Consider the following 18,306-nt stretch of genomic DNA (forward strand, 5'->3'; position numbering starts at 1 on the left):
CGAATTATTTACCAGATGTTACGGCGCCCCAAAAACGGGAACCGACCGCGTAATGGCCGGTCGGACCTGTCGACGACAATATTTCTGCTCCGGTTGCTAAAGCGAGACGTATGATTTCATGGACACATATCACGCAGTTTGGCGATGTCACCATCACGATGCTCGTCGCATTTGCCATCGCGGCATGGCTCTACATCGAGGGCGAGCGGCGCCTGGCGCTCTGGTGGAGCGGGCTCTTTACGGCGGGATTGGGCATCGTCGTCGTGACGAAAATGGCGTTCATCGGCTGGGGCATCGGCGTTCGCGCGCTCGACTTCACCGGCTTTAGCGGCCATGCGATGCGGGCGACCGCCGTCATCCCGGTGCTGTTTTACCTGATGCTGCAAAAGACGGCCCCGGCGCTGCGCGCCGCAGGCGTGCTGGCCGGCTTCGCGGGCGCCGTGCTCATCGGGCTGTCACGCCTGACGCTGCATGCGCATTCGGTATCGGAAGTGGTCGCCGGCACGGCACTGGGCGCGGCAGTGAGCATGGCTTTCATCTGGATTGCAGCCGAATCGCTGCGCAGGCACGTGTTCAATCCGTTGCGCATCGCCCTGAGCATGCTGGCGCTGCTTCCCGCCCCCTATCTTCATCCGGCGCCGACGCAGCAGTGGCTGACCGGCGTCTCGCTGTTTTTCTCGGGGCACGACAAGCCGTTCATGCGCACCGGCGCCCGCGATGCGCAGGGGCCGGGCCGGACGGAGCTGTCTTCGCGTTCCTAGAGGGTGTTATGAACTGGGGAAGGGGGCGCGTTCGAGCGAGAAGGGATGCAGTGCTAGGCGCGGCGCGACGCTCAGGGTGGCCCCCTGCGCAAGCGCCGCAACGCCGCAATGCGTCCCTTCTCGCTCGAACCCTCTGGGCAGCCCCGGAAACCAGCCGCCTGCGGTGTTGCGGCTCCTTGCCGTAGCACCGCTACGACGTGTCGCCGCGCCTTGCATTCGGCTGGTTCCCGGGGCTGCGCGCCCCCTTCCCCAGTTCATAACACCCTCTAGGCGGCCAGCGCCTTTTCCAGCAGCTGGTGCAGTTCGGCGAAGGCCGGTTCGCCGACATAGCGCTTGATGATCTTGCCGTTCTTGTCGATCACGTAGGTGGTCGGCGTCAGTTTCACGTCGCCGAAGGATTTAGCCAATTCACCCTGCGTGTCGAGCGCGACCTTGAACGGCAGGCCGCGGCTCTGCGCGTAGTTAAGCACGTAATTGGGAGGATCGTAGCTCATCGCGACTGCAACGAAATCCAGGCCCTTGTCCTTGTACTTGTTATAGGTCTGCACCATCTGCGGCATTTCATGCACGCAAGTCGTGCAGCTGGTGGCCCAGAAATTGACCATGACCACCTTGCCGCGCAAGCTTTGCATCGGCACTTTTTCGCCGCCCAGGCTGGTGAAGGTCACGTCCGGCGCCGCTTTTTGGGACGACATCGACAGATACCCGACTGCCGCGACAGCCACCACGGCAATGGCCGCCACAGCCTTGATCCAGGTGCGTTGACGGGAATTGGTAGTTTCAGCTTGCATGATGCCTTGGCCTAGTGATGTTGGGGATAACCCTCATTATAGTCAGTTCATGACGCCGGCTAGGGCCGCAGGTAAACGTAGCCCTCGCGCGCCTGCAACCTGGCAACTTCGACCACGCCGGAGGGCACCAGTTTCGCCTGCGGCAGGAGCTGCGACGGCGCGATGTCGTGCGCGTTCAAGGTATTGCGGCAGACGCGGAATTCCACGCCCTGCTCGGCTAGGGCAGCCACCGCCGCGTCGAACGGCCGGCCGTTGCGCTCTGTTGCGCCGGACAGCAGGAAGCGGATGCCGTCGCCATTGGCCACCACCACGATTTTCGTGTCCGGTTCGGCGCGCAGATGGTTGCGAATGTTCGCCATCGCGCGTGAAGCCTGGTCGATACCATCGACGAGGTGGTAGACCACCTTAACCGGTTCGACAGCCGCAGCCTGTACCATGGCGCCTGCCGCAAGCAGGCTCAGGGCTGCGAGAGTGTGTTTCAGGAAAGTGCGTCGCATAGTCATTTCTCGATCTTGTTCAGAGGCGGTCCGGTTGACGCATGCCGGCGTCCGGCAGCGCAGCCACCGGCGTGAATGCGAACACGGCAGCGACGACCGAACCGGGGAATTGCGCGCGTGCGGCATTGTAATGGCGTGCAGCTTCATTGTAGACCTGGCGCGCGAATGCCATCCTGCTCTCCGCCGCGCCCAGTTCCTCGATCAGCCTGGAAAGATCCTCGCTGGATGCCGAATCGGAATGCGGTACCAGCGCGAACACAGCACCCAGCGCCGTTTCCAGCGCAGCTTCCGCTTCGTTCAGGGGAGCGATGGCGGCGGCATCGAGCGCATGGCGGCCGGCATGCGCGTATGCGGCGAGGATTGCCTTGTCCGCCGCAAGTAACGCATCGAGCGCGTCGACCTGCTGAGGCATCCGCTCCCGGCAGACCCTGACGAGCGCCGGCATCAATTCATGGCGATGCAGCGCCAGCGCGTCGACCTGGGAAAACGCCGTCCGGCACTGCTTGCGCTGCCGCAGCAGTCGCTGGTAGGCGCCCACCGCCCAGAAAACGATCAGCAGCGCAACCAGGATCACGAAAGACATCATCGTTCGCCTCGAATAAAAAAAGCCGCGGGGCAGATCGCCCGGCGGCCCATGCCAGATCAGGAAAAGCTCACTTCTTCTGGTTTTCCGGCTGCGCGGTCATCTGCCTGAGCTCGTCTTCCGTAATGTATTCGAACACCTTGACGACCTTGTGCACGCCACCGATACCGCTGGCCACTTCCGCCGCCAGCCGCCCTTCGCGCGGGGTGACGCGGCCCATCAGATACACGGTGCCGCGCTCGGTGACGACCTTGATCGAGTTCGCGTACAAGTCCTTGGTGTCGACGAACGCCGCCTTGACCCTGCCCGTGATGAGCGAATCGTTGGAGCGCGACGTGAAGCTGGAGGAGCCCATCACTTCCAGGTCGTTGGTGATCGATTCCACGCCTTCGATAGCGTTGACTTCACGCTCGACCGCTGCCTTTGTCGCTTCGTCGCGCACTTCGCCGGTCAGAAGAACCTTGCGGTTGAAGCTGGTGATGTTGACATGCCCGTCTTCGCCGACGAGATTGGCGATGCGCCGCTCGCCCTTGAGCAGGATCGCCTTGTCCTCGGTCTGCGCGCCGAAGGTGCGGCGGTCGGTCGCCGCCAGCGTGCCCATGACGGCGCTGCCGACAGCCATTTCGATACAGCCCTGCAGGCTGACAGTGACAGCGCCGCACAACAGCACGGCCGCCAAAGGACGTGTCACACGCGTCCAGTTAATCATTTGCATCCTCCCCAAATAATGCAACGTCGATACCGTCGCACAAGCAATGAATCGTCAGCAGGTGCACTTCCTGGATGCGTGCGGTGCGATCGTGCGGCACGCAGATATGCACGTCCGCATCGGTGAGGCGCTTGCCGATGGCGCCACCGCCTTTGCCGGTCAGCGCCACCACCCGCATGTCGCGCTCCAGCGCCGCGTCCACGGCAGCCAGCACGTTGGCCGAGTTGCCGGAAGTTGACAGCGCCAGCAGTACGTCGCCAGGCTGCCCGAATGCCTGCACCTGCTTGGTGAAAATATCGTTGAAGTGGTAATCGTTGCCGACCGCCGTCAGGATCGAGGTATCGGTCGTGAGCGCCAGCGCCGGCAGCGGCAGGCGTTCGCGTTCGAAGCGTCCCACCAGCTCGGCGGCAAAATGCTGGCAGTCGGCTGCCGAACCACCATTCCCACAAGCAAGTATCTTGTTGCCATTAGACAAAGCCGTGAACATAAGTTCCACAGCTTGCGAAATCGGCTGGGCGAGAACGGCGGCAGCCTTGATCTTTAATTCGGCACTTTCCTGGAAGTGCGCCTGAATGCGTTGGTTTGTCATAGTGATCGCGATTATAGTGCAGGTAGGAAGCGACTTCCCGCCGGTCTACCAAAATCCATTTATTTCAATTTGGAAATGATAGCCGGTGTTGGACTGCGCCGAGGAAATTAAGTGCCCAAAGAAAGTTGCTTTTGATTACGCTTCAATGGCGTTTTTTATCCAGCTTAAGTGCGTGCCCTCGAAGGCGACGACGTCGAAACGGCAGGAAGGCGGTACACGGTAGCGTTGCAGGAAAACCTGCGCGGCCAGGATCAGGCGCGCCTGCTTGCTTGCGGTAATGCTGGCGGCGGCACCGCCAAAACGCGCATCGGCCCTTTTCCGCACCTCGACGAACACCAGGGTGTCCTGCTGCTGCAAAATCAGGTCGATCTCGCCCCCCTTGCAGCGGAAATTGCGCTGCAACAGCTTCAATCCCTGCTGCTGCAGATAAGCCAGCGCGGCGTCTTCGGCCGCCTGCCCTTCCACCTGCTTGGCGGTGCGCGTGCCGGTGCCGAACAAGCCCATTATCGCGCGCCGTCTTCCGACACCACCAGGCCATCGTGATAGACGGCGGGCTGGGCGATGCGTTCGAACTGCACGTTCGTCTTGTCGAAATGCACTTTCAGCTTGCCGGTGACGCCGTCGATCTGGAAGTCACGGTTCTGGGAAGCGATTTCGTGCGCGACGCGGTAAGCATCGATGCCGAGCGCATACAGCCGTTCCAGATCGGCGCTGGGCTTTTGGTCAGCATCGACGACGTGGCGCGGATAAACCATGACCGCGGGATGATCCGGCTGTAACAGCCAGGGAATGTCCAGCAGTCGGGCGCCGTTCATCTCGACGCTGCGCGCGGGATCATTCGCGTCGGCTCGCACGAACGGGTTCAGCTGCGACGTGCCGTACAGCGCGATATCGTTGCCGAGGATCGCGCGCACCTGCCGCGCCTGACGCGCGTCGAGAGCCGCGAACACCATGACCGATTTGTCTCCCTGGATCTGCTTCTTGAGCTGCAGCAGGGCGCGCCCGTTCAAAAAGCCGTCGTTGGCGGCTATCTCGAGCATTTCCGGCTCCCGGCCCAATTGCCGCCATTGCGTCTCGAACGCCCGGGCCGCGCGTCGCTGCCAGGCGGCGGGCGTATGAAGCACGTAAGCCTTGCCCCATGTCCCGCTGGCGCCGGCCCAGGTTGCGGCCTGGCGTGCCTCGTTCTCGATCGACAGGCCCATTACCACCATTTGCGGAGGCAATGCGACTTCCTCGCCATCCTGGCTGTCGGGAGGCGTGAGGGCAATGGTCGGCTTGTCGGAAGCATGGCTTTGCGCGACGGCGGCAACACCCGTGCGCGACAACGGGCCGACGACAATATCGACTTGCGCAGCGGCCGCGGCATAGCCGGCCAGGATGTCCTGCGGCGCATCGCCGGTCTCCACGACGCTGATTTCGATGCCGTCCGGTTCGCGCTCATGTGCGGCCATGAATCCGGCGCGCACAGCCGTCGCTGCCTCGGCCAGGGTGTCCGAATGCAATGGCAGCAGCAGGGCGATACGGGAGATATGGGAGACCCGTGCGGCGGCGGCCGCGGGCGAGGCATTGGCGGGAAAGGCGTCGGCCGGCGGCAGAGCCAGGTCGTTCTGTGCCATGCGCATGACGGGGGCGGTTACGGGCGGCGCGGCAAGGGGCGCGGTTGTGTTTGCCAGCGCGGACAGGCACAATCCGCTGCAGGCACTGCTCAGCAGTATCACATTCGCCCATCGCTTCCACATCGCGCTCTCCTCATGACATCGCCCACCTCCAGCACACTAGCCACCCTGCCGATCATGGAAGAGGTATCGCGGCAAATTTATCCGGCGTCGACATTATATGTGGTGGCCACGCCGATCGGAAATGCGGGCGACATCAGCTTACGGGCGCTCAATGTGCTGGCGATCGCCGATGCCGTCGCCTGCGAAGACACGCGCAACACCGGCCATCTGCTGGCGCGCTACGGGATCGCCAAGGAATTGCTCGCGGCGCACGAGCACAACGAGCGCGAAGCGGCGCAGGCGCTGATCGCGCGCCTGCAGGCCGGCCAGCGCGTCGCGCTGGTGTCGGATGCCGGCACTCCGGCCGTGTCCGATCCGGGCGCACGCATCGTCGACGCGGTGCTCGACGCGGGGTTGCGCGTCATGCCGCTGCCGGGCGCATCGGCCGCCGTGGCGGCGCTCTCGGCTGGCGGCCTGGTCAACGACCGCTTCCATTTCGTCGGATTCCTGCCCGCCAAGGCGAAGCAGCGCGAGCTGGCGCTTGCCGGATTGCGGCATGTCGCGGCGACCCTGGTGCTTTACGAAGCGCCGCATCGCATCGTCGATACCGTCGCCGCCCTCGCCGGCCAGTTCGAGGCGACCCGCCAGGTGGTGTTCGCGCGCGAGCTGACCAAGCTGTTCGAAGAAATCCACCGCTGCCGGCTGGCTGATGCACCGGCCTGGCTGGCGGCCGACGCAAACCGCCAAAAAGGGGAATTCGTGCTGCTGGTAGAAGGCGCGCCGGCGGCGGCCGACGATGACGAAACGGAAGCCGATCGCATCCTGACCATCCTGCTGGCCGAGTGCCCTGTCAAGCAGGCAGCGTCGCTGGCGGCGCAAATCACCGGGCAAAAGAAGAACGCGCTCTACGAGCGCGCGCTGCGCATCAAGCAGCAGGGTGCGGCCGAGCCCGAAGCCGAGTAAAGGCGCTTAGCGCTGCACGACCAGCGGCTTGAAGCTGCCCTTATCCTGCAGCTGCTGCGCGGCGGTCGCTGCTTCCGAGCGGGTGGCAAACGGGCCGCTGTAGAGCCTGTAAAACAGACCGTATTCCACGACTTCGATTGGCGGCAGGCTGCCGCCCGCATCCTGGGTCAGGCGGCTGCGCGCCGCTTGCGCGTTGTCGGGCTGCGTAAAGCTGCCAAGCTGCAGGTAAAAGCCGGGCGCTGCAATGGCGGGAGAGGCCGGCGGCGCGGCAGCCACGATGGGCATGCCGGCATGCGGCGCCTCGGGTTGCGCCGCTACGGGGATGATGCCGTCCTGCCTTGCCGCCTGCGAAACCTCCCCGGCGGATTCAGCGCGCTGCGCCGATTCAACCGCCGCCGCAGCTGCCAGCACATCCGGCGTGGGCAACGATTGCTCCGCGCGGGCATGCTGGTCCTTGCGGCTGCCTGCAATGCGCGCAATCTCGTCCGGCAGCAGGCGCTCGACTTCGAGTTCGCTGCTGCCCTTGCCGAGATAGCCGAGCTTGAGCGCCGCGGTATAGGAAAGGTCGATGATGCGCCCGGAATGGAAAGGCCCGCGGTCATTAATCCGCACGATCACCTGCTTGCCAGTGGCGACATTGGTGACCCGCGCATACGACGGAATCGGCAGCGTCGGATGGGCGGCGGTCATCTTGTACATGTCGTACGGCTCGCCCGACGAAGTCTTCTGCCCATGGAACTTCTTGCCATACCAGCTGCCGACGCCGCGCTGCTTGAACGGGCGCTCGTCGGTCATCGGCGTATACGTCTTGCCGAACACGACATAAGGCCGGTTGCTGCGGGGGAGATACGGTTCGATCTTCGGTTCCGCGTCGGGAACGTCCATCAGTCCCTCGGGCGGCGCATCGCCCGGTCCGTCGTCCTGGTAGTAGCCGCCCCGGCCCGAGCCGGCGCGCGGCAGGACAGGCGCGGCGGACGACGACCTGGATGCGGAAGACGGCCGGGAAGAGGAAGGCACGGCACCGGCCTGGGAGGAAGAATGCGGCACGCTGCCGCAGCCGACCAAGGCCAGGGCGGGTGCAAGTGCGCATGCAAGCAGGACCTGACATCGGTAGCGGTCGTAGTACTTACGCAAGGACATCGCGCTCCCCTTTCTTGTTTATCGTTATCAGGCAAGAGATATTGCCTACGCGCAGTTTTTGCGATGCCGGCACAATGCGGCAGACAGAAACTGGCGGAAATTTATTGAACGGGCATACCCGGTTTAACGGGGAACAGTTTGCCTCGACAAAATGATTGCCGCAATAATTGATTTTCCGACATCTGCGCCGGCTGGAAATACGACGGCGCGGGTAGAAGTGTGCGCTAACTTTGCACGAGTTTGCGGTGTCGTTGAATGCTCATCAACATACCCACGCCCAAGCCGAGCGTGACCATGGCGGTTCCGCCATAGCTCATGAACGGCAGCGGCACCCCGACAACCGGGAGGATACCACTCACCATGCCCATGTTGACGAACGCATAGGTGAAGAAACTCAGCGTGATGGCGCCCGCCAGCAGGCGGCTGAAGAAGGTCGGCGCATTGGCGGCGATGATCATGCCGCGCCCGATCAGCAGCAGGTACAGGACCAGCAGCACGCAATTGCCGATCAGTCCGAATTCTTCGGAAAACACGGCGAAGATAAAGTCCGTCGTACGTTCCGGAATGAACTCGAGGTGCGCCTGGGTGCCCTTCAGCCATCCCTTGCCGGCGATGCCGCCGGATCCAATGGCGATGGTCGCCTGGATGATGTGAAAGCCCTTGCCAAGCGGATCGGTGGTCGGATCGATCAGCGTCATGACGCGGTCGCGCTGGTAATCATGCATCATCGACCATATCACCGGCAGGGCAGCCAAGCCGCTTGCGACCAGGCCGATCAGGATTTTCCATGACAAACCGGCCAGGAAAATCACGTAGAAGCCGGCCGACAGCACCAGGAGCGCGGTGCCCAGATCGGGCTGTTTCATGATCAGCCCGACGGGGGCCGCCAGGATGATCGCCGCGACCAGGAATTCCTGCCAGCGCAACTGCCCCTCGCGCTTCTGGAAGAACCAAGCGAGCATCAGCGGCATAGCGATTTTCATCATTTCCGAGGGCTGGATCACGACGCCGACGTTGAGCCAGCGGCGCGCGCCCTTCTTGATCAGGCCAAACGCCGCGACCGCGACGAGCAGGGCCAGGCCCACGGAATAGACCGGCACGGCGAAGCGCATCAGCGTCTGCGGCGGAATGATGGCGGCGATCCACATCACGACAAATCCGATCAGGATGTTGCGCAACTGATCCTCGACGCGCCCCGGGAAATCGATGCCGGCCGAATATAGCGTCACGATCGCCACCGACAGGATCAGGAACAGGATGAGCGCTAGCGGCCCGTCGAATACCGTGAAATACGGCTTGATGATCTGCCGCAGCGGACGTTTTTCTGTCAGATGCATGGTCTCTTAATCTTTGTTGCCCTGGGTTTCGGCGCCCGCCTTAGGGCCGCCGATCGATTCCGCCTCGGCCTTCAGCGTCGCCGTCGGATTGGCGTCCGCTGCGACCGTCTTGTCTGCAGGCGTCTTGTCCTTGTCGACCGGGCGCTTGCCGAGCAGGTAGTAGTCGAGCGCCTTGCGCACGATAGGCGCCGCCGCTTCCGCGCCGAAGCCGCCGTTTTCCACGATCAGCGCGATCGCGATTTTCGGATTGTCGGCAGGAGCGAATGCGGTATACAGCGAATGGTCGCGCATGCGTTCGCCCACCTTCTTCGCGTCGTACTTTTCGTTCTTCTTGATGCCGACCACCTGCGCGGTACCGGTCTTGCCGGCCGACTCGTATCCGGCGTTGGCGAACACGCGCGCCGACGTGCCCTCCTTGGTGACGCCGACCATCGCATGCTTGATGATGTCGATATTTTCCTGCTTGAGCTTGATGCGGTAGCTTTCCTTGGGCACGGTCACGGCGCGTTCCTTGGTCACGCCGTTCTCGATGATCTTGACCAGGTGCGGCTTCATCACGACGCCGTTGTTGGCCAGATTGGCGACCGCGTGCGCCAGCTGCAGGGGCGTAAACGAGTTGTAGCCCTGGCCGATGCCGAGCGAAATCGTCTCGCCGGCGTACCACTTGCGCTGCTCCGGCCGCTTGTACGCATTGCGCTTCCAAGCGGTCGACGGCAGCAGCCCGCGGCGCTCATGCTCCAGGTCGATGCCGGTGATCTGGCCGAAGCCGAACGGCTTCATGAAGTCGTGCATCGTATCCACGCCAAGGTCGTTAGCGAGCATGTAGTAGTAGGTGTCGCACGAATGCACGATCGACTTGTACATGTCGACGGTGCCGTGCCCGCCTTCCTTGTCGTCGCGGAACTTGTGGTTGCCGAACCAGAAATAGCCGGGATCGTAGACGGTGGCGCTCGGCGTGCGCTTACCGAGCTCGAGCGCAGCCAGGGCCATGAACGGCTTGTAGGTCGAACCCGGCGGATAGCTGCCGGTCAGCGGCCGGTTGACCAGCGGCCGGTCCGGCGAATTGTTCAGCTCTTCCCAGCTCTGCGCGTCGATGCCGTCGACAAACAGATTGGGGTCGAAGGTCGGCATCGATACATAGGCAAGAATGTCTCCGGTGGCGGGTTCGATAGCCACGAGCGCGCCCCGGCGATCGCCGAATGCCTCTTCGACAATCTTCTGCAGTTCGATATCGACAGACAGGATCAGGTTGTTGCCTGGGCTGGCGGGCGTGCGCGACAGCGTGCGCACTGCACGCCCGCCGGCGGATACCTCGACTTCCTCGTAGCCGGTGGTGCCGTGCAACTGCTTCTCGTAGCTTTTCTCCAGCCCTTCCTTGCCGATGTGCTCGGTGCCGGAATAATTGGCGGCATCCTCCATCTCTTCGATATTTTCCGCTTCCCGCTGGTTGATGCGGCCGATATAGCCGATCACATGCGAAGCCGTTTGACCCAGCGGATACTGGCGGAACAGGCGCGCCTGGATTTCCACGCCGGGAAAACGGTAGCGCTGGGCCGTAAAGCGCGCCACTTCCTCGTCCGTGAGGCGGGTGCGGATCGGCGTGCTCTCGAAATTCTTCGACTCTTCGCGCAGCTTGCGGAAGCGCTTGCGATCCTTGGGCTGGATGTCGACCAGCGTGGACAGCTCGTCGATGACGTTGTCGAGGTCGCCCTGGATCTTGGACGGCGTGATCTCCAGCGTGTAGGCGGAAAAATTGCGCGCCAGGACCACGCCGTTGCGATCCAGGATCAGGCCGCGGTTCGGCACCACGGGAATCACGGAAATGCGATTTTCCTCGGCCTGCGCGGCGTAATCGTTGTGCTTGAAGAGCTGCAGCCACAAAAAGCGCGCCAGCAGCAAGCCGAAGCAGATCAGCACGAACACACCCACCGCAGACAATCGCATGCGGAACAAATGCAGTTCGCGTTCGGTGTTCTTGAATTCAGTCATGCTTAATCTTATGCGATCACCCTTGGGCCGATCGCATCATTACGGTCACCTCCACCGCGAGCGGGAGAGGGGTTGGGGGCGCCCGGCGTAGGGGCACCCGGCGCAGAAGCGAGGGCGCCCGCGAGAGCGCAGTTCAAACAATCAACGCACATCCGGCCATCAAATCGGCCGCGTTTCGTCGCGATCAATCGCGCGCCGCTGCGGCGCGAGCAGCATCATGCTTACCACAGGCCAGAGCGCTGTCGACGAGACGCTTTCCAGGAAATACATCCAGCCGGGAAAACGGCCGCTGACCAGCAGGCGCACGACCAGCTGCACCACCTGCGCCAGCATCAGCAGCGGCAGGATGTGCAACGCCTGCGTCCCCATCGGGAACCACAGCACGCGGCGGTGAATCATGATCGCGAAGTACGACAGCAAGGTATACGCCAGCGCGTGCTGCCCGAGCAGCGTCGCATCGTGCACGTCCATCAGCAATCCGATGAAGAACGCAACGCCGATGCCGACCTTGCGCGGCTGGTGAATGCTCCAGAACACCAGCGCCAGCGCGGCGAAATCCGGTACGCCGTACCACTGCCCCCAAGGCAGAAGGTTGAGCAGGAATGCCGCGATCAGCGTCACCGTGATGAAAACGGGATTGGCCGGCAACAGGATGTAGTGTGGACGAGTGTTCATGGCGTCGTTGCCTTTTGCGGTGCCGCCGGTTTCGCGGTGGTCGGGGCAGGCGCTGCCGGCTTGGCGGCAGCTGCCGGTGCGAGTGCCTGCACCGGAGCCTGTTGCAGCGCTTTTTGCGGCGCAGCGACGCGCTGCGGCAAGGCGGATTGAGGCGCGGTCGCGGCCGGTTTGGTGGCTCCAGCCTGCACCGGTGCCACAGGTGCAGCAGGTGCAGCAGCTGCCGGGGTGGCCGGACTTGCTGCTGCCGGCTGCGCGCCCGGCTGTTGCGGAGTCTTCAGCTGGGGCGCGGGCGCGTTAGGCTGGGGCGCCGGCGCCGGTTGCGTTGCCGGCGCGGCCGGGGCCGCATTGGCGCCCTCCTTATTGGAGCCCTCTTTCTTCGCATCCTTGGCCACGTCCCCCGGATGCTTCTTGGCCTTCTTATCCCTGCCATCCTCCGGTTCCGGCCGCGGCGGAAGCTGGGTATCGGTCAACAGAATCAGCAACTGACGATTGCGGTCGATCCCGGCCGCAGGCTGGCAGGTGATGCGGGCAAACGCGTCGGACGACTTGGATTCGACGTTGGACACCTTCGCCACCGCGAGGCCGGCCGGGTATACGCCGTCGATGCCGGACGTGACAAGGACGTCCCCGCTCTTGATGTCGACATTGGTCGGCATGAAGCGCAAGTCGAGCACGCCCGAATGTCCCTGGCCGTAGGCAACGCTGCGCAAGCCGCTGCGCACGACCTGCACCGGAATGGCCTGGTCCTTGTCGGTCAACAGCGTCACTTCGGAGGTGAACGGGAACACGCGCGTCACCTGGCCGACCACGCCGACGTCGTCGATGACCGGCTGTCCCGGCTTGATGCCATGCTGACTGCCGCGGTCGAGTACGATCTTGCGCGTAAACGCGTCGCGTGCGTCGTACAGGATCTCGCTCATGACCGACTTCACCGGCACGCGCTCATTCGCGGCCAGCAGGCGGCGCAACTGTTCGTTTTCGGCGGACAGCTGCTGCACCTGCTGCAGCGTCTGCGCATTGGCGACCTGCTGCTGCTTGAGCTTCTTGTTTTCCTTTTCCAGAGCCGACAGCGATGTGAAGTAATCGCCGACCACGTACGCGGCGTCGCGCGGCAGCAGGGCCACCACTTGCAACGGATAGAGCACGGTGCCGACGAACTGGCGAATCGCGGTCAGCGACCGCATGCGTGAATCGGCCACCAGCAGGATCAGTGCGATCAGGGAGAAGAACACCACTTTGGCGCGAGCAGAGGCGCCTTGCTTGAAAAGTGGCGGTGGACTGTATTCCATCAGGATCTAGCTATTTTCCGGAATGTGACCGTAGGTCGTTATCAGCCCCCGCGCCCCGCACGGGAAGCGAGGCGCGTCGTATGAAACGTCGAGCAGATTACTCGTACGAGAAGATGGAACCAAGTTTGTCCATGCGCTCGAGCGCCATGCCCGAGCCGCGCACCACGCAGGTCAGCGGATCCTCGGCGACGATCACCGGCAGGCCGGTCTCTTCCATCAAGAGACGGTCGAGGTCGCGCAGCAGCGCGCCGCCGCCGGTCAGCATCATGCCCTTCTCGGCGATGTCGGCGCCCAGTTCCGGCGGAGTCTGCTCCAGCGCGTTCTTGACGGCGGAGACGATGTTGTTGAGCGGGTCGGTCAGCGCTTCCAAGATCTCGTTGGACGAGATCGTGAACGAACGCGGGATGCCTTCCGACAGGTTGCGGCCCTTGACTTCCATCTCCTTGACTTCGGAGCCCGGGAAGGCGGAACCGATTTCCTTCTTGATCAGCTCGGCGGTCTGTTCGCCGATCAGCATGCCGTAGTTGCGGCGGATGTAGTTGACGATCGCTTCGTCGAACTTGTCGCCGCCGACGCGCACGGAGCCCTTGTACACCATGCCGCCCAGCGAAATGATGCCCACTTCGGTGGTGCCACCGCCGATGTCGACCACCATCGAACCGGTCGCATCCGACACCGGGAGACCGGCGCCGATCGCGGCGGCCATCGGTTCCTCGATCAGGTACACCTGGGATGCGCCCGCGCCCAGGGCGGATTCGCGAATCGCGCGGCGCTCGACCTGGGTCGATCCGCAGGGAACGCAGATGATGATGCGCGGGGACGGCTTGAACAGTTTGGAGTCGTGCACCATGCGGATGAACTGCTTCAACATCTGCTCGGTGACGGTGAAGTCGGCGATCACGCCGTCCTTCATCGGGCGGATCGCCTCGATATTGCCCGGCACCTTGCCCAGCATCTGCTTGGCTTCCTTGCCGACGGCCTGGATGGTCTTCTTGCCGTTCGGGCCACCCTGCTGGCGGATCGCGACGACCGACGGCTCGTCGAGCACGATGCCCATGTTGCGCACGTAGATCAGCGTGTTGGCAGTACCCAGGTCGATTGCCAGGTCGTTAGAAAAATAACTGCGTAAAAATCCAAACATGTATTGTCCTGATGCGCATCAAAGGCGCGCTTAACATTGAAGGTAGAAACCTTTTAGCTACTGCATTCGCCGGCAGTGCCGGCGAGGTCTTAACCCAACATTCTACCTTATAATTTAGCCGAGATTAGTCGGCGGAAACTTCAAAAATGCAGTGCTGATGCGGCGTTTTCACAAGTCTTTGCCAGAATAAGAACACATTTTGCCTTTTTCAACATACCAGCCCGAACAACTTGCCCAAACTACTATCCAATCATGTCACTCGACCTTTCCGACGTTAAGCGCCTGGCCCGCCTGGCGCAGCTTGATCTGAACGAAGAGCAAGCCAGCAAGACCCTCGACAAACTCAATGGCATCTTTGGCCTGGTAGAGCAAATGCGTGCCGTCGACACTGCCGGCGTGGAGCCGCTGAACCATCCGATCGCCGCACACCAGAACGACGTGGCGCTGCGTCTGCGCGAGGATGCGGTGACCGAGCCGAATAAGCGCGACGAGTACCAGCAGGTCGCGCCCGCCACGCAGGACGGCTTGTACCTGGTCCCGAAGGTCATCGAATAACGCGCGGCTTGCGCCCAACCACCACAGCTATGCATACCAAAACCCTCAAAGAACTGTCGGCGCTGCTGCACGCCAAACAAGTCTCCGCCAGCGAGCTGGCCAAGCTCTATCTTGGCCGCATCAAGCAAAGCGATCTCAACGCCTTCATCGACGTCAACGAAGAATTGACGCTGCAGCAGGCGGCCGAAGCCGACCAGCGCATTGCCAACAATGACATGACGCCGCTAACCGGCGTTCCCATCGCGCATAAGGACATTTTTGTCACGCGCGGCTGGCGTTCCACTGCCGGCTCGAAAATGTTGATGAATTACATCAGCCCCTTCGATGCAACTGTGGTCGAACAGTTCCGTACGGCAGGTATGGTTACGCTAGGAAAATTGAATTGTGATGAATTTGCCATGGGTTCATCCAACGAGAATTCCTTCTTCGGACCGACCAAGAACCCGTGGGACAAGACCGCCATTCCGGGCGGCTCTTCGGGTGGCTCGGCGGCCGCCATCGCGGCTCGCCTGGCTCCTGCGGCGACCGCGACCGACACCGGCGGCTCGATCCGCCAGCCGGCGTCGCTGTGCGGCGTGACTGGCATTAAGCCGACCTATGGCCGCGTGTCGCGCTTTGGCATGATCGCTTTTGCATCGTCGCTCGACCAGGGCGGGCCGATGGCCCAGACCGCCGAGGACTGCGGCCTGCTGCTCAACGCCATGGCCGGATTCGATGCGCGCGACTCGACTAGCCTGGAACGCCCGGCGGAAGATTTCACGCAAGACCTGAACAAAGGCTTGCAAGGCTTGAAAATCGGTATCCCGCGCGAGTATTACGGCGCCGGCCTCGCCTCCGATGTCGAGCAGGCGGTGCGCGCAGCCTTGCGCGAATATGAAAAACTGGGCGCGACCCTGGTAGATATCTCATTGCCGAAGACGGAACTGTCGATCCCGGTGTATTACGTGATTGCGCCGGCAGAAGCCTCGTCCAACCTGTCGCGCTTCGATGGCGTGCGCTACGGCCATCGCGCCAGCGAGTACAAGGACCTGGCCGACATGTACCGCAAGTCGCGCGCGGAAGGCTTCGGCGACGAGGTGAAGCGCCGCATCCTGGTCGGCGCATACGTGCTGTCGCACGGGTACTACGACGCGTACTACCTGCAGGCGCAAAAGATCCGCCGCCTGATCGCGCAGGATTTCCAGAACGCCTTCAAGCAGTGCGACGTGATCATGGGACCGGTGTCCCCCACTGTCGCCTGGGATCTCGGCGCCAAGGCCGACGATCCGGTGGCGAACTACCTGGCCGATATCTTCACGCTGTCCACCAGCCTGGCCGGCCTGCCCGGCATGTCGATTCCGTGCGGGTTCGGCCAGGGCGACAAGAATGCGAAGCGTCCGGTCGGGCTGCAAATCATCGGCAACTATTTCGATGAGGCGAAGCTGCTGAACGTCGCGCATCAGTACCAGCTGGCGACCGACTGGCACCGCCGCACGCCGGAAGGCGCATGAAATCAGCGCTTCGCCTGGCCGCGCTGACGATCCTGCTGTGCAGCGGCATGAATGCCCTTGCCCAGCAGCTCGATACGCATTTTTCCTGCAGCGTGGCGCGCGAAGAAGACGGCGAGAAGGTGACCTACGCCGACAACGGCGAAATGCGCCTGTCGGGCGAGCACATCGAAGCGTTTCGCTGGGAATCGGCGCTCTATCGCAGCACGCACGGCTTCGACTGCAGCATCGACATGGACGACGGTTTGCAGGCGGAAGTTCATGACGAAGGCAAGACGGTGCTGTGGCGCGTCGCGCTCTCCGATGCGCACGCCGCACGCGCCAGGCGAGGCTTCAGCTTCGAGCGGAGCGGCAATTGCACGATCCGGCTGGTGCGCGACGGCGATACGCTGAACGTCCAGCCGAGCTGCCCCGCCTTGTGCGGATCGCGGACCAACTTTACGGTGCTGTCGGTCGACCTGAAAACCGGCAGCTGCCATTACGAACAGAAAAACTGAACCCATCCCCTCCCCTTGAAAGGGCGGACACCGGATAGGGATTGAAAGTGAGGAAACTATGCAGTGGGAAGTCGTCATCGGTCTGGAGACACATGCGCAACTCTCGACCCAATCGAAAATCTTCAGCGGCGCTGCCACCCGTTTCGGCGCCGAGCCGAATACGCAGGCTTGCCCGGTTGATCTGGCATTGCCGGGTGTGCTGCCTGTCATGAACAAGGGCGCGGTGGAGCGCGCGATTCAGTTCGGTCTCGCGATCGGCGCCAAGGTCGCGCCGCAGTCCATCTTCGCGCGCAAGAATTACTTCTATCCGGACCTGCCGAAGGGTTACCAGATCAGCCAGTACGAGGTCCCCGTGGTGCAGGGCGGGACCCTCTCCTTCGTGCTTGAAAAGGACGGCAAGGCTGAAATGAAGACCGTGCAGCTCACGCGCGCGCACCTGGAAGAAGACGCCGGCAAGTCGCTGCACGAGGATTACCATGGCATGACCGGCATCGACCTGAACCGTGCCGGCACGCCGCTCTTGGAAATCGTCACCGAACCCGACATGCGCAGCGCGGCGGAAGCGGTCGCCTATGCGAAGGCGCTCCATTCGCTGGTGGTGTGGCTCGGCATTTGTGACGGCAACATGCAGGAAGGCTCGTTCCGCTGCGACGCCAACGTGTCGGTGCGCCCGATGGGACAAAAGGAATTCGGCACGCGCTGCGAAATCAAGAACCTGAACTCGTTCCGCTTCCTGGAAGAAGCCATCAACTTCGAGGTACGGCGCCAGATCGAACTGATCGAGGACGGCGGCAAGGTGGTGCAGGAAACCCGCCTGTACGACCCGGACCGCAAGGAAACGCGCTCGATGCGCAGCAAGGAAGACGCACAGGACTACCGCTATTTCCCCGACCCCGACCTGCCGCCGCTGGTAATCGCGCAGGAATGGATCGAGCGTGTGAAGGCGTCGATGCCGGAATTGCCTGGCGCGATGCGCGAACGCTTCGCGCGCGACTACGGCTTGCCCGAGTATGACGCGGCCGTGCTGACCCAGTCCAAGGCAATGGCTGCCTACTTCGAGGCGGTCGTGGTCAAGGCCGGCAAGGAGCAGGCCAAGCCGGCGGCCAACTGGATGATGGGCGACGTGTCGTCCACCTTGAACCGTGAAGGCGTCGACATCGCCGATGCACCGGTGAATGCGCAGCAGCTCGCCCTGTTGCTGCAGCGCATTGCCGACGGCACGATCTCCAACAAGATCGCCAAGGAAGTGTTCGCGGCGATGTGGGCCACCCCATCCGACAAGGAAACGCTGGTCGACGACATCATCGAAGCCAAGGGCCTGAAGCAGATTTCCGATTCCGGCGCACTGGAAAAGATCGTCGACGAAGTGCTGGCGGCGAACGCGAAGTCGGTCGAGGAATACCGTTCCGGCAAGGAGAAGGCGTTCAACGCGATCATCGGCCAGGCGATGAAGGCGACCAAGGGCAAGGCGAACCCGGCGCAATTGACCGACTTGTTGAAGAAGAAGCTGGCTGGTTAAGCGGCTTTTTGTAACGCGTTTTGTTAAAACGGCATTCTGGCGCAAGCCGGAATGCCGAACCGGCAA

At 62.6% G+C, this 18,306-nt stretch carries 19 protein-coding genes; 6 read left to right on the forward strand and 13 right to left on the reverse strand.

The genetic code is table 11. The annotated features are described in order from the left end of the window. The first annotated feature begins 110 nt into the window (after positions 1 to 110). Positions 111 to 761 (forward strand): phosphatase PAP2 family protein, encoded by a 651-nt coding sequence (locus FAY22_RS15220; protein WP_146330996.1) that lies wholly within the window; start codon positions 111 to 113, stop codon positions 759 to 761. A 266-nt stretch (positions 762 to 1,027) separates the two neighbouring features. Here the strand turns inward: FAY22_RS15220 and FAY22_RS15225 are convergent, their stop codons facing one another. The 7 genes from FAY22_RS15225 to FAY22_RS15255 all read right to left on the reverse strand — a co-directional run bounded on the left by FAY22_RS15225 (position 1,028) and on the right by FAY22_RS15255 (position 5,669). Continuing rightward, positions 1,028 to 1,552: a TlpA disulfide reductase family protein gene (locus tag FAY22_RS15225; RefSeq protein ID WP_146330997.1), complete on the reverse strand. Its 525-nt coding sequence runs from the start codon at positions 1,550 to 1,552 to the stop codon at positions 1,028 to 1,030. A gap of 59 nt (positions 1,553 to 1,611) precedes the next feature. Next, positions 1,612 to 2,049: a DsrE family protein gene (locus FAY22_RS15230; RefSeq protein WP_146330998.1), complete on the reverse strand. Its 438-nt coding sequence runs from the start codon at positions 2,047 to 2,049 to the stop codon at positions 1,612 to 1,614. A gap of 19 nt (positions 2,050 to 2,068) precedes the next feature. After that, on the reverse strand, positions 2,069 to 2,632 hold the full coding sequence (locus FAY22_RS15235; RefSeq protein WP_168204849.1) for a LemA family protein: 564 nt from the start codon (positions 2,630 to 2,632) through the stop codon (positions 2,069 to 2,071). Between the two features lie 70 nt (positions 2,633 to 2,702). Continuing rightward, on the reverse strand, positions 2,703 to 3,341 hold the full coding sequence (locus tag FAY22_RS15240) for a BON domain-containing protein (RefSeq protein ID WP_146331000.1): 639 nt from the start codon (positions 3,339 to 3,341) through the stop codon (positions 2,703 to 2,705). Next, positions 3,334 to 3,930, reverse strand: a complete 597-nt coding sequence (locus FAY22_RS15245; protein ID WP_146331001.1) for a phosphoheptose isomerase — start codon at positions 3,928 to 3,930, stop codon at positions 3,334 to 3,336. The genes FAY22_RS15240 and FAY22_RS15245 overlap by 8 nt, the downstream gene beginning before the upstream one ends. A gap of 135 nt (positions 3,931 to 4,065) precedes the next feature. Continuing rightward, entirely contained in the window at positions 4,066 to 4,434 is a 369-nt protein-coding gene (locus tag FAY22_RS15250) for a YraN family protein (protein WP_146331002.1), read from the reverse strand. Continuing rightward, positions 4,434 to 5,669: a penicillin-binding protein activator gene (locus tag FAY22_RS15255; RefSeq protein ID WP_146331003.1), complete on the reverse strand. Its 1,236-nt coding sequence runs from the start codon at positions 5,667 to 5,669 to the stop codon at positions 4,434 to 4,436. Before FAY22_RS15255 ends, FAY22_RS15250 begins: the two co-directional genes overlap by 1 nt. 12 nt (positions 5,670 to 5,681) lie before the next feature. Here FAY22_RS15255 and rsmI point away from each other — a divergent pair, with 12 nt between their 5' ends. Next, complete coding sequence (rsmI, locus tag FAY22_RS15260; RefSeq protein WP_146331004.1) at positions 5,682 to 6,611, forward strand: 16S rRNA (cytidine(1402)-2'-O)-methyltransferase; 930 nt, start codon at positions 5,682 to 5,684, stop codon at positions 6,609 to 6,611. 6 nt (positions 6,612 to 6,617) lie between these two features. Here the strand turns inward: rsmI and FAY22_RS15265 are convergent, their stop codons facing one another. The 6 genes from FAY22_RS15265 to FAY22_RS15290 all read right to left on the reverse strand — a co-directional run bounded on the left by FAY22_RS15265 (position 6,618) and on the right by FAY22_RS15290 (position 14,182). Then, complete coding sequence (locus tag FAY22_RS15265; RefSeq protein ID WP_146331005.1) at positions 6,618 to 7,751, reverse strand: septal ring lytic transglycosylase RlpA family protein; 1,134 nt, start codon at positions 7,749 to 7,751, stop codon at positions 6,618 to 6,620. A gap of 224 nt (positions 7,752 to 7,975) precedes the next feature. After that, positions 7,976 to 9,088, reverse strand: coding sequence for a rod shape-determining protein RodA (rodA, locus tag FAY22_RS15270; protein WP_146331006.1), 1,113 nt, complete (start codon positions 9,086 to 9,088; stop codon positions 7,976 to 7,978). Between the two features lie 6 nt (positions 9,089 to 9,094). Beyond that, positions 9,095 to 11,077, reverse strand: a complete 1,983-nt coding sequence (gene mrdA / locus FAY22_RS15275; protein ID WP_146331007.1) for a penicillin-binding protein 2 — start codon at positions 11,075 to 11,077, stop codon at positions 9,095 to 9,097. Positions 11,078 to 11,236: 159 nt separating this feature from the next. Then, positions 11,237 to 11,752: a rod shape-determining protein MreD gene (gene mreD, locus FAY22_RS15280; RefSeq protein ID WP_146331008.1), complete on the reverse strand. Its 516-nt coding sequence runs from the start codon at positions 11,750 to 11,752 to the stop codon at positions 11,237 to 11,239. Further along, positions 11,749 to 13,041: a rod shape-determining protein MreC gene (gene mreC / locus FAY22_RS15285; RefSeq protein ID WP_146331009.1), complete on the reverse strand. Its 1,293-nt coding sequence runs from the start codon at positions 13,039 to 13,041 to the stop codon at positions 11,749 to 11,751. The genes mreD and mreC overlap by 4 nt, the downstream gene beginning before the upstream one ends. Positions 13,042 to 13,138: 97 nt before the next feature. Continuing rightward, a complete protein-coding gene (locus FAY22_RS15290; RefSeq protein WP_040041654.1) occupies positions 13,139 to 14,182 on the reverse strand; it encodes a rod shape-determining protein in 1,044 nt (347 codons plus the stop codon). Between the two features lie 252 nt (positions 14,183 to 14,434). Between FAY22_RS15290 and gatC the strand changes: the two genes are divergently transcribed. The 4 genes from gatC to gatB are packed head-to-tail and all read left to right on the forward strand — an operon-like array spanning position 14,435 to position 18,240. Beyond that, positions 14,435 to 14,737, forward strand: coding sequence for an Asp-tRNA(Asn)/Glu-tRNA(Gln) amidotransferase subunit GatC (gene gatC, locus FAY22_RS15295; RefSeq protein ID WP_146331010.1), 303 nt, complete (start codon positions 14,435 to 14,437; stop codon positions 14,735 to 14,737). A 29-nt stretch (positions 14,738 to 14,766) separates the two neighbouring features. Then, positions 14,767 to 16,227, forward strand: a complete 1,461-nt coding sequence (gatA, locus tag FAY22_RS15300; protein WP_146331011.1) for an Asp-tRNA(Asn)/Glu-tRNA(Gln) amidotransferase subunit GatA — start codon at positions 14,767 to 14,769, stop codon at positions 16,225 to 16,227. After that, a complete protein-coding gene (locus tag FAY22_RS15305; RefSeq protein ID WP_146331012.1) occupies positions 16,224 to 16,721 on the forward strand; it encodes a hypothetical protein in 498 nt (165 codons plus the stop codon). The genes gatA and FAY22_RS15305 overlap by 4 nt, the downstream gene beginning before the upstream one ends. 58 nt (positions 16,722 to 16,779) lie before the next feature. Continuing rightward, positions 16,780 to 18,240: an Asp-tRNA(Asn)/Glu-tRNA(Gln) amidotransferase subunit GatB gene (gene gatB, locus FAY22_RS15310; protein WP_146331013.1), complete on the forward strand. Its 1,461-nt coding sequence runs from the start codon at positions 16,780 to 16,782 to the stop codon at positions 18,238 to 18,240. Positions 18,241 to 18,306: the final 66 nt, after the last annotated feature.

Source organism: Noviherbaspirillum sp. UKPF54, assembly GCF_007874125.1.
Classification (GTDB): Bacteria; Pseudomonadota; Gammaproteobacteria; order Burkholderiales; family Burkholderiaceae_D; genus Noviherbaspirillum.

Coding starts and splice junctions, on each gene's coding strand:
- FAY22_RS15220 (WP_146330996.1), top strand. CDS start 111: ATGATTTCATGGACACATATCACGCAGTTTGGCGATGTCACCATCACG.
- FAY22_RS15225 (WP_146330997.1), bottom strand. CDS start 1,552: ATGCAAGCTGAAACTACCAATTCCCGTCAACGCACCTGGATCAAGGCT.
- FAY22_RS15230 (WP_146330998.1), bottom strand. CDS start 2,049: ATGCGACGCACTTTCCTGAAACACACTCTCGCAGCCCTGAGCCTGCTT.
- FAY22_RS15235 (WP_168204849.1), bottom strand. CDS start 2,632: ATGTCTTTCGTGATCCTGGTTGCGCTGCTGATCGTTTTCTGGGCGGTG.
- FAY22_RS15240 (WP_146331000.1), bottom strand. CDS start 3,341: ATGATTAACTGGACGCGTGTGACACGTCCTTTGGCGGCCGTGCTGTTG.
- FAY22_RS15245 (WP_146331001.1), bottom strand. CDS start 3,930: ATGACAAACCAACGCATTCAGGCGCACTTCCAGGAAAGTGCCGAATTA.
- FAY22_RS15250 (WP_146331002.1), bottom strand. CDS start 4,434: ATGGGCTTGTTCGGCACCGGCACGCGCACCGCCAAGCAGGTGGAAGGG.
- FAY22_RS15255 (WP_146331003.1), bottom strand. CDS start 5,669: ATGTGGAAGCGATGGGCGAATGTGATACTGCTGAGCAGTGCCTGCAGC.
- rsmI (WP_146331004.1), top strand. CDS start 5,682: ATGACATCGCCCACCTCCAGCACACTAGCCACCCTGCCGATCATGGAA.
- FAY22_RS15265 (WP_146331005.1), bottom strand. CDS start 7,751: ATGTCCTTGCGTAAGTACTACGACCGCTACCGATGTCAGGTCCTGCTT.
- rodA (WP_146331006.1), bottom strand. CDS start 9,088: ATGCATCTGACAGAAAAACGTCCGCTGCGGCAGATCATCAAGCCGTAT.
- mrdA (WP_146331007.1), bottom strand. CDS start 11,077: ATGACTGAATTCAAGAACACCGAACGCGAACTGCATTTGTTCCGCATG.
- mreD (WP_146331008.1), bottom strand. CDS start 11,752: ATGAACACTCGTCCACACTACATCCTGTTGCCGGCCAATCCCGTTTTC.
- mreC (WP_146331009.1), bottom strand. CDS start 13,041: ATGGAATACAGTCCACCGCCACTTTTCAAGCAAGGCGCCTCTGCTCGC.
- FAY22_RS15290 (WP_040041654.1), bottom strand. CDS start 14,182: ATGTTTGGATTTTTACGCAGTTATTTTTCTAACGACCTGGCAATCGAC.
- gatC (WP_146331010.1), top strand. CDS start 14,435: ATGTCACTCGACCTTTCCGACGTTAAGCGCCTGGCCCGCCTGGCGCAG.
- gatA (WP_146331011.1), top strand. CDS start 14,767: ATGCATACCAAAACCCTCAAAGAACTGTCGGCGCTGCTGCACGCCAAA.
- FAY22_RS15305 (WP_146331012.1), top strand. CDS start 16,224: ATGAAATCAGCGCTTCGCCTGGCCGCGCTGACGATCCTGCTGTGCAGC.
- gatB (WP_146331013.1), top strand. CDS start 16,780: ATGCAGTGGGAAGTCGTCATCGGTCTGGAGACACATGCGCAACTCTCG.